This window comes from Mesorhizobium silamurunense (assembly GCF_014843825.1).
Taxonomy (GTDB): Bacteria; Pseudomonadota; Alphaproteobacteria; order Rhizobiales; family Rhizobiaceae; genus Mesorhizobium; species Mesorhizobium silamurunense.
Genome location: NZ_JHQR01000086.1, coordinates 1 through 8,621 on the forward strand (window position 1 = coordinate 1; position 8,621 = coordinate 8,621).

Genomic DNA, 8,621 nt, shown 5'->3' on the forward strand with positions numbered 1-8,621 from the left:
GGCAATCGCCGCCATCAGCGCAGCACGGGCCGGCGCCACCTCGACGATCGTGCCTTGCGGCGCGCCCGCCACGCCCGACGGCAGCAGCGCCGGGTCGATAGAGCCAGCGCCGGCGAAGAAGTGGAGATTGTCGGCATCGTCGAGCCCGACCATGCGTTCGCGCCAGCCCGAACCGACATAGACGAACTGGCGGATCGGCACCGCGTCGAACAGCTCGTTGCCGACGATGAACATCGGCTGCTGCGGCAGCGTGTCGATGGTCTGGTGCCAGCTCAGGGCTGAACTCTGCCCGGCGAGCGTCGCTTGCTGGATTTTGGCCAGGCGCGGACTGGTCTCGATCATGGCGAAGGAAGCGCCGGCGGCAAAGGCCGGATCGAGCCGCGCCCAGGCGCGCAGCATGTCCTTCATCAGGGTGCCGCGACCGGGACCGATTTCGGCGAAGATCACGGGGAGCGGCCGGCCAGCGCCCTGCCAGGCCTGGTAAAGCCAGACGGCGACGAGCTCGCCGAACATCTGGCTGATCTCCGGCGCTGTGACGAAGTCGCCGGCGGCGCCGAAGGGCTCGCGCGTCGTGTAGTAGCCGTCCTCGGGGTCGAACAGGCAAAGCGCCATATACTCGCTGACCGGGATCGGCCCCACGGCGCCGATCAGGCTGACGATGCGCTCCTTCAGCCGGGTCATGCCGGCTGCGTTTGCGTCATCGGCTTTGCCGTCGCCATCGCCCAGATGCCGGCGAGCACCATCGGCGAGGACAGGATCATGCCCATGGTCAGCCAGTTGGTGCCGAGCAGGTAGCCGAGCTGCTGGTCGGGCTCGCGGAAGAACTCGACGAAGATGCGCGACAGGCCATAGCCGCAGATGAAGGCGCCGCCGACGAAGCGCGGTGTTCTCAGCTTCAGCCGCGAATGGGTGAGGAAGCGCAGCACCAGGAACAGGACGAGACCTTCGAGCAGGGCTTCATAGAGCTGGCTGGGATGGCGGGTAAACGGGCCGCCATTGGGGAATTCGATCGCCCAGGGCACGTCCGACGGCCGGCCCCAGAGTTCGGCATTGATGAAATTGGCCACTCGCACCAGCCCAAGGCCGACCGGCACGCCGGCAGAGACGACATCGAACAGCGTCCAGGTGTGGATGCCGCGCTTGAGCGAGAACAAGGTCATGGCGAGGATGACGCCGAGCAGCCCGCCGTGGAACGACATGCCACCCTGCCAGACCGCAAAAATGTCGAGCGGATGCGCGATGTAGCGCGGCAGGTCGTAGAAGAGCACGTAACCGGTCCGCCCGCCGAGCACCACGCCGATGGCCGCCCAGACGATGAAATCGTCGAGGTCCTCCGGCTTCATCGGCAGCTTGCCGTCCGGCCAAAGGCCGGTGTTGGTGGCGAGCCGCTTGGCGTACCACCAGGCAAAGAGGATGCCGACGATGTAGCCGACGCCATACCAATGCACCGCCAGCGGTCCGATAGTGACGATGACCGGATCGATATTGGGGAAGGGCAGGGAGGCCAGCGGCAGCAGGAAATATTCGCTCAAACAGGGTCTCCCGAGCACGGTCGCGTTAGGGCGCGGACCATGCGGCAGGGTTTTGGCGGGGTCAAGGCAAGCTTCGCTTGCATTCCGCCTTGCGCGCCACTACGTCAAAACGACGAAGCGAGGATCTGCCATGTCGAACGGACCGAACCGCATTCTCGATGAATTCGCCAAGCTGATGACGGATGCAGCGGGGGCCGCGCAGGGCGTTCGACGCGAGATGGAGACTGCTTTCCGCAGCCAGGCCGAGCGCCTGCTCAACTCCATGGATGTGGTGCAGCGCGAGGAGTTCGAGGCGGCGCGCGAAATGGCGGTGAAGGCCAGGGAAGACAACATCCAGCTTGCGGCGCGTGTCGAGGCGCTCGAGGCGAAGCTCGCCGAATTGACCGGTCAGGCCGCACCGGCGGCCGCGGCGAAGCCTCGATCAAAAAAATAATCGTAAACTTTTCCACAAAGCGCGATCCGAAAAATCGCTTTGCCGTGAATCGCTTACCGGCGTTGCATGAATCTTTTTGACAGCGCCTTTCCACATGCGAATGACGCAGTGCGAAAAATTGGGCTGTTCACGCGACTCCCGATCAATAGACTGAATTTGTTGCATGATTCGGAGCAGGGATCATGCGCCGGGCGGTGGGTCCGGTCTGGGGTCTTTGCGTTTGAGAAGTTCCTGGCCGTCCGAGTTCTAGACAAGATTGTTCGTCGTGTGTGCCCCGCGGAGCGTGTGGCGCTCCCCTGAACACAGGAAGCATCCATGGAACTTCTCGAACTCGAATTGTCCCGCGAAATCCACCCGGTGGATGTCATCGAGCAGGTGGCCCACAACAATGACTGGTCCTTCGAACGCGCCGGCGACGATGAGATTTCGATTTCGGTGGCCGGCAGCTGGACCGACTATCACGTCTCCTTCTCCTGGATGGAGGATTTCGAGGCGCTGCACCTGGCCTGTGCCTTCGACATCAAGGTGCCGGAGACGCGCGCACTCGAAGTGATGCGGCTCCTGTCGCTGATCAACGAACAGATGCTGTTCGGCCATTTCGACCTCTGGGAGCAGGAAGGCGCGATCATGTTCCGCCAGTCGCTGCTGCTTGCCGGCGGGGTCGAGCCTTCGAGCCAGCAGGTCGAGGTGCTTTTGTCCTCGGCACTCGAAGCCTGCGAATGCTATTTCCAGGCCTTCCAGTTCGTCGTCTGGTCGGGTACATCGGCCAAGGACGCGTTGTCCAGCGTGCTCTTTGAGACCCATGGAAACGCCTGAGCGAAGCCAATACCATCGATGAGTTCCAGCAGCGAGCGCAAGCCCGAGATCGGTTTTGCCGATTTCGACCGCGTCGACATCCGGGCCGGCACGATTGTCGAAGCCGAGCCTTTCCCGGAAGCGCGCAAGCCGGCGATCAAATTGAAGATCGATTTCGGCCCGGCCATCGGGGTGAAGAAGTCATCGGCGCAGATTACCAAATATTATACGCCGGAGACGCTGATCGGCCGGCAGGTGTTCGCGGTGGTCAATTTCCCGCCGCGCCAGATCGGCCCCTTTATGTCGGAAGTTCTGACGCTGGGCTTTCCAGATGAAGAGGGCGCCGTCGTGCTCGGCGCCATCGAGCGCACGGTGCCGGACGGCGGACGCTTATTCTAGGACGAGCCTGGGCCGGCCTGACGTCACCACATCCTGATCGGCGCGCTTGCGCGGCATCCCCAGCGCTTCCTCGACCACGTCGAGGAACATCTCGGCGCAGGCCTTCCAGCTGTAGCGCATGGCGCGCTGGCGCGCCTCCGCGCGGTCGATATGAAGCGCCTTGAGCGCGGCCTCGCCCAGATCCTCGGACACGACCCCGCCAACGCCGTCGCCGACGATGTCGATCGGTCCCGTCACCGGATAGGCGGCCACCGGCGTGCCGCTGGCCAAAGCCTCGATGATGACGTTGCCGAACGTGTCGGTGCGGCTCGGGAAGACGAAGACGTCGGCCGAGGCATAGATTTCCGCCAGTTCGTCGTTCGGGCGGTGGCCGAGGAAATGCGCGTTCGGATAGCGGGCCTTGAGCTTTGTCAGTTCCGGTCCTTCGCCGACCACCACCTTGCTGCCGGGGAGGTCGAGGTCGAGGAAGGCGGTCAGGTTCTTTTCGATCGCGACGCGGCCGACGCAGAGGAAGACCGGGCGCGGGAAATCCGTGTCCTTGCGCTTATCCGGCCGGAAATGATCGGTGTCGACGCCGCGCGTCCAGGGTCTCAGCTTGTTGAAGCCGCGCGAGGCAAGGTCGTCCGCCAGCGACTGTGTGGCGACCAGCGTGCCCTGTCCGGAATTGTGGAAGTCGCGCAGCCAGTTATAGGCCCAGCTCTCCGGCACCGGCAGGCGGGCGCTGAGATATTCGGGAAAGCGCGTGTGATAGCTGGTGGTGAAGGGGCGCCCGGCCTTGCGGCAATAGCGGCGCGCCATGATGCCCAGCGGTCCTTCGGTGACGATGTGGATATGGTCGGCCTTGCGTGCATCGATCAGGCGCGCGACATGACCTGGGGTCGTCAACGCGAGGCGGATGTCCGGATAGGTCGGCAGCGGCAAGGTGCGGAAGATGTTCGGCGTCAGGAAATCGACCTGGACGTCGTAGGATTTCAACGTTTCGGTCAGCCGCTCCAGCGTGTGGACCACGCCGTTGACCTGCGGCCGCCATGCATCGGTGACCATCAGGATCCGCATGACGATCCTTCGGAGAGATTCTTGAGCGCGCCAGCGCGGTGGCGGAACGGCAACCAAGCGGCAGCTCGCGCTTCGCTCCAGCGCACCCGGGCAGGCGCGGGATCGAAGCGGGGCGGCATGGCCGAATCGATAAAGGTCGCGCGCTTCATGCGCGCTCTTGACCATGGTTTCATGACGGGCGGATGAACCCCGTCTTTCCCGATTTAGGCAGGAACTTTGATCACTGCGCGCAGGCCGCCGAGCGGGCTGTCTTCAAGCGTGATGTCGCCGCCATGGCTGCGGGCAATGTCGCGCGCGATCGACAGGCCGAGACCTGTGCCGCTGGCGTCGAGGTTGCGCGCCTCGTCGAGCCGCAGGAACGGCTTGAACACCTCTTCGCGCTTGTCGGGGGCAATCCCCGGACCGTCGTCGTCGATGGTGACGGTGAGCGAGCCGCGGCCGTGGTTGGCATGAACCTCGACCGTCTTGGCATAGCGGAAGGCGTTGCCGATGACGTTGGACATCAGCCTGGCAAAGGCGTTCGGCCGCACATGCACGGTCGGATCGCCGGTCAGTGTCGTCGACAGCTTGCATTTGCGCAGCTGCGCTTCCTCGCCAAGCTTCTGGAAATAGGCATCGAGATCGAAGCGGCCGGTGCCTTCCGCCGCCTCTCCGCGGGCAAAGGAAAGATAGCCCTCCAGCATCGATTGCATGTCGTCGATGTCCTGGTTGAGGGCGGCTTTGGTTTCCGACTTGCCGCCGGCCAGCGCCAGCTGCAGCTTGAAGCGGGTTAGAATGGTCCTGAGGTCATGGCTGACGCCGGTCAGCATGGCGGTGCGCTGCTCGATCTGGCGCTCGATGCGCTCGCGCATCTGGATGAAGGCGAAGCCGGCACGGCGCACTTCCTCCGCGCCGCGCGGCCGGAAATCACGCGGCATCGGCCGCCCCTTGCCGAAGCTCTCGGCGGCTTCGGCCAGGGTCAGGATCGGCCTGATCTGGTTGCGCAGGAAGGGAATGGCGATCATCAACAGCACCAGCGAGGTGCCGACCATCCAGATCAGGAAGATATGGGTGTTCGAGGCATAGGCCTGGCTGCGGCGCACGAAGACGCGCAAGACCTTGCCTTCGAGCTGGACACGGACCTCGACGACGTTGGAGTTGCCGACCGTGTCGATCCAGAAGGGGCGGTTGATCTGCCTGGTGATCTCCGACGACAGGGCCGTGTCGAGGATGGAGAAGAACGGCTTCGGCCCTGGGGGCGGCAGCGGATCGGGCGGGAGCAGATCCACTTTCAGCTGCATGCGGTCCTGGGCGATGCGGATGATGTTGGCGTAATCGGCGTCGTGCGGGAAGGTTTCCATCATGTCGATGATGGCGGCGATGTCGGCGATAGTGGCCTGCGACAGGCGCTGGGTGACCGTCTGCCAGTGGCGCTCCATGAAGACGAAGGCGACGACCGACTGCAGGAGGATCATCGGCGCGATGACGATGATGAGGGAGCGCGCATAAAGCCGCTTCGGCATGTAGAGCGCGACCAGGCGCCAGAAGCGGTTCCAGGCGCGCGGCATCGCCCTCAGAGTCCGCATCGCGAGATCGCCGAGGCCGCCGCCCTTGGGCTTTTCCAGTTGCGTGGTCGCCATTCGCCTTCCGCTCGTCGATGGCCGTTCAGCAAAGGGCCTTCGAGAGTAATTTATTCCACGCTGAGCCGATACCCAATACCGCGCACGGTCTGCAGCCACACCGGATTGGACGGATCGCGCTCGATCTTGCGGCGCAGCCGGTTGATCTGGACATCGATGGTACGCTCGCCGACATCCGATTCGTCGCCGACAAGTTCATGGCGAGGTATCGTCTCTCCGGCCCGCGCGGCGAAGATCGCCAGGATCTCCTGCTCGCGGTCGGTCAGCTTCAACGCTTCGCCGCCGCGCTTCAGCTCGCGCTTGGCGATCTGGAACGTGTAAGGGCCGAAGACGAGCTGTTCGACCTTGGGCGTCGCCGCCGGCCCGCCGCGGCGCAGGATGTTGTTGATGCGCAGGATGAGCTCACGCGGATCGAAGGGCTTCGGCAGATAGTCGTCGGCGCCGGCCTCGAGCCCGGTGATGCGGCTGTCGGTCTCCGACAGCGCCGTCAGCATCAGGATCGGCACGTTCTTCTCGGCCCGCAGCGCCTTGGTGAGGTCGACGCCGGTTTCGCCAGGCATCATGACGTCGAGCACAAGCAGGTCGAAGTCGAGCCCCGCGAGCTTGCGCCGGGCCTCGCCGGAATTGCCGGCGACGGTGACGCGAAAACCGTTCTCGGACAAATATTGCTTGAGCAGATTGCGGATGCGGGTGTCGTCATCGACCACCAGCAGATGCGGCGCATCATCGCCGGGCGCTGCCGGATGATCAACCTTCTCAGTGGTCTCCATTTTTCTTCCCCGATGTTTGCGCAGGCACAATGTTGATCTGCGCCCTTAGTTCCGGATTGACCATCGCCTCCAGGAATCTTTCGATCGAGGCGCGTTCGGTGGTTCCGGAATCTTCCAATGCAGCACGGATGCGGCGCGACTGTGGCCGTGCCAGCGCCAGTGCCAGCGCGCGGCCCTTGGCGGTCGGGTAGAGCTCGCGCTGCCGGCGGTCGCGCGGACCTTGCACCTGGACAATATGGTCCGTGTCGATCAGCTGCTTCAACACCCGCGCCAGGCTCTGCTTGGTGATCTTCAGCACGTCGAGCAGCTCGGCAACCGTCAGTCCAGGCCTGCGGTTGACGAAATGCAGCACGCGATGATGGGCGCGGCCGAAGCCGTAATCGGCAAGGATCTGGTCGGGATCGGAGGTGAAGTCGCGATAGGCGAAGAAAAACAGCTCGATGATGGCAAAGTCGATGCCGTCGTCGTCGGAGATCGCCGTCCTGATCGGTTTTCCGGTTGCGGGGCTTCGATCCGTCATCATTTCTCCATGCCCAAGCGAGGATTACGTCAGTACTGTTGACGTAATTTCCCCGCAATGATAATTTTTGACAAGCTTTTCGGCGGATTGCGAACGAAAAGGCAAGCGGAAGCCGTTTTTCCGGAACTTCCTGAGTTTGCCATGGATTGAATATCCGCCTACGTTTCCAGGCACCGGCCGGCGTTTTCGGACCTGTCGCGCGGCTGACACGAAACGCCATATGACACAACGATTTGCGGGCGCCCGCCCGCGGGAGGTTTCCATGGCATCCGTTCCCTTCGACCAACTGGACGGCTTCATCTGGATGAACGGCGAGTTCGTCAATTGGGCCGACGCCAAGGTCCATGTGCTGACCCACGGCCTGCACTATGCCAGCGCCGTCTTCGAGGGCGAGCGCGCCTATGGCGGCCAGATCTTCAAGCTGACCGAGCACAACGAGCGCCTGCATGAATCGGCGCGCCTGCTCGGCTTTAAGATTCCCTATTCGATCGCCGATATCGACGAGGCCTGCCGCACGCTTCTGAAGAAGCAGGGTTTCCAGGACGCCTATGTGCGCCCGATCGCCTGGCGCGGCAGCGAGCAGATGGGCGTCTCGGCGCAGAACAACCGCATCAATTGCGCCGTCGCCATCTGGCAGTGGCCGAGCTATTTCGACCCGGCGCAGAAGCTGAAGGGCATCCGTCTCGATATCGCCGAATGGCGCCGGCCCGACCCGCGCACCGCGCCGTCCAAGTCCAAGGCCGCCGGCCTCTATATGATCTGCACGCTGTCCAAGCATGCCGCCGAGGCCAAGGGCTATGCCGACGCCATGATGCTCGACTGGCGCGGCCAGGTGGCGGAAGCCACCGGCGCCAACATCTTCTTCGTCAAGGACGGCAAGGTCCACACGCCGACGCCCGACTGCTTCCTCGACGGCATCACCCGCCGCACCGTGATCGGCCTGGCCAAGGAGCGCGGTTTCGAGGTGATCGAGCGCGCCATCATGCCGGAAGAGCTCGAAGGCTTCGAGCAGTGCTTCCTCACCGGCACGGCTGCTGAAGTCACTCCGGTTTCGGAGATCGGTCCGTACCGATTCGAGGTCGGCGAGATCGCAAAGACGTTGATGAACGACTATTCTGCTGCAGTGCAACCAAAGCACGCGATTGCCGCAGAATAGAGATAGTCACAGCTTTTTTGTGCAATAGGGGCGGTTTTCGAGCCGCCTCTTTTATTTAAGCGTGTGCGCATTTGACTTTCGAACAATTCGGCGTCTCATGATGGCGTCGGCCCGAGGAGGCTGGCGGCTATGGAGGGACTAGGTACATGGATACGAACACGCTCGTTGCGATCGTTATTCAGGTGATTACGGGTATTATTGGCGGCCAGGCAGTCGGCGCGGCGTTGAAACAGGCGGCACTGGGTCAGCTTCCCAAGATCCTCGGTGGCGCCATCGGCGGCGTCGGCGGCGCGGCCATTCTCGGCAGCCTGCTCGGCGGCGGCACGGTCGATCCGGCGGCG

Annotated in this window: 10 protein-coding genes and 1 pseudogene; 5 read left to right on the plus strand and 6 right to left on the minus strand. The window is 63.4% G+C overall.

What is annotated here, in order from left to right; genetic code table 11:
• The coding region (locus DH10_RS10530; RefSeq protein WP_192384698.1) for an SAM-dependent methyltransferase at nt 1-681 on the minus strand (681 nt) is incomplete at its 3' end.
• A complete protein-coding gene (lgt, locus tag DH10_RS10535; RefSeq protein WP_192384699.1) occupies nt 678-1,532 on the minus strand; it encodes a prolipoprotein diacylglyceryl transferase in 855 nt (284 codons plus the stop codon). The genes DH10_RS10530 and lgt, both read right to left, overlap by 4 nt.
• A 130-nt stretch (nt 1,533-1,662) precedes the next feature.
• Between lgt and DH10_RS10540 the strand changes: the two genes are divergently transcribed.
• The 3 genes from DH10_RS10540 to DH10_RS10550 all read left to right on the plus strand — a co-directional run bounded on the left by DH10_RS10540 (nt 1,663) and on the right by DH10_RS10550 (nt 3,159).
• On the plus strand, nt 1,663-1,965 hold the full coding sequence (locus tag DH10_RS10540; protein ID WP_126098780.1) for an accessory factor UbiK family protein: 303 nt from the start codon (nt 1,663-1,665) through the stop codon (nt 1,963-1,965).
• A 315-nt stretch (nt 1,966-2,280) separates the two neighbouring features.
• The gene (locus DH10_RS10545; RefSeq protein WP_192256205.1) at nt 2,281-2,781 is read left to right on the plus strand and encodes a type III secretion system chaperone family protein; all 501 of its coding nucleotides are present in this window, start codon (nt 2,281-2,283) and stop codon (nt 2,779-2,781) included.
• A gap of 18 nt (nt 2,782-2,799) precedes the next feature.
• Complete coding sequence (locus DH10_RS10550; protein WP_192256203.1) at nt 2,800-3,159, plus strand: tRNA-binding protein; 360 nt, start codon at nt 2,800-2,802, stop codon at nt 3,157-3,159.
• Here DH10_RS10550 and DH10_RS10555 read toward each other — a convergent pair.
• The 4 genes from DH10_RS10555 to DH10_RS10570 form a co-directional block, all read right to left on the minus strand.
• Nucleotides 3,151-4,215, minus strand: a complete 1,065-nt coding sequence (locus tag DH10_RS10555) for a glycosyltransferase family 4 protein (RefSeq protein WP_192256201.1) — start codon at nt 4,213-4,215, stop codon at nt 3,151-3,153. The genes DH10_RS10550 and DH10_RS10555 overlap by 9 nt on opposite strands.
• A gap of 203 nt (nt 4,216-4,418) precedes the next feature.
• Entirely contained in the window at nt 4,419-5,834 is a 1,416-nt protein-coding gene (locus DH10_RS10560) for an ATP-binding protein (protein WP_192256200.1), read from the minus strand.
• Nucleotides 5,835-5,884: 50 nt separating this feature from the next.
• Complete coding sequence (locus tag DH10_RS10565) at nt 5,885-6,604, minus strand: response regulator (RefSeq protein WP_059188911.1); 720 nt, start codon at nt 6,602-6,604, stop codon at nt 5,885-5,887.
• Nucleotides 6,591-7,124 carry a MarR family winged helix-turn-helix transcriptional regulator gene (locus tag DH10_RS10570; protein WP_192256199.1) on the minus strand — a complete coding sequence of 178 codons (534 nt, stop codon included), beginning with the start codon at nt 7,122-7,124 and terminating at the stop codon, nt 6,591-6,593. The genes DH10_RS10565 and DH10_RS10570 overlap by 14 nt, the downstream gene beginning before the upstream one ends.
• 262 nt (nt 7,125-7,386) lie before the next feature.
• Here DH10_RS10570 and DH10_RS10575 point away from each other — a divergent pair, with 262 nt between their 5' ends.
• Both DH10_RS10575 and DH10_RS10580 read left to right on the plus strand, forming a co-directional pair.
• Nucleotides 7,387-8,280 (plus strand): branched-chain amino acid aminotransferase, encoded by an 894-nt coding sequence (locus tag DH10_RS10575; protein ID WP_192256198.1) that lies wholly within the window; start codon nt 7,387-7,389, stop codon nt 8,278-8,280.
• 146 nt (nt 8,281-8,426) lie between these two features.
• A pseudogene (locus DH10_RS10580) lies at nt 8,427-8,621 on the plus strand (hypothetical protein); the annotation flags it as partial.

Coding starts and splice junctions, on each gene's coding strand:
- DH10_RS10540 (WP_126098780.1), top strand. CDS start 1,663: ATGTCGAACGGACCGAACCGCATTCTCGATGAATTCGCCAAGCTGATG.
- DH10_RS10545 (WP_192256205.1), top strand. CDS start 2,281: ATGGAACTTCTCGAACTCGAATTGTCCCGCGAAATCCACCCGGTGGAT.
- DH10_RS10550 (WP_192256203.1), top strand. CDS start 2,800: ATGAGTTCCAGCAGCGAGCGCAAGCCCGAGATCGGTTTTGCCGATTTC.
- DH10_RS10555 (WP_192256201.1), bottom strand. CDS start 4,215: ATGCGGATCCTGATGGTCACCGATGCATGGCGGCCGCAGGTCAACGGC.
- DH10_RS10560 (WP_192256200.1), bottom strand. CDS start 5,834: ATGGCGACCACGCAACTGGAAAAGCCCAAGGGCGGCGGCCTCGGCGAT.
- DH10_RS10565 (WP_059188911.1), bottom strand. CDS start 6,604: ATGGAGACCACTGAGAAGGTTGATCATCCGGCAGCGCCCGGCGATGAT.
- DH10_RS10570 (WP_192256199.1), bottom strand. CDS start 7,124: ATGACGGATCGAAGCCCCGCAACCGGAAAACCGATCAGGACGGCGATC.
- DH10_RS10575 (WP_192256198.1), top strand. CDS start 7,387: ATGGCATCCGTTCCCTTCGACCAACTGGACGGCTTCATCTGGATGAAC.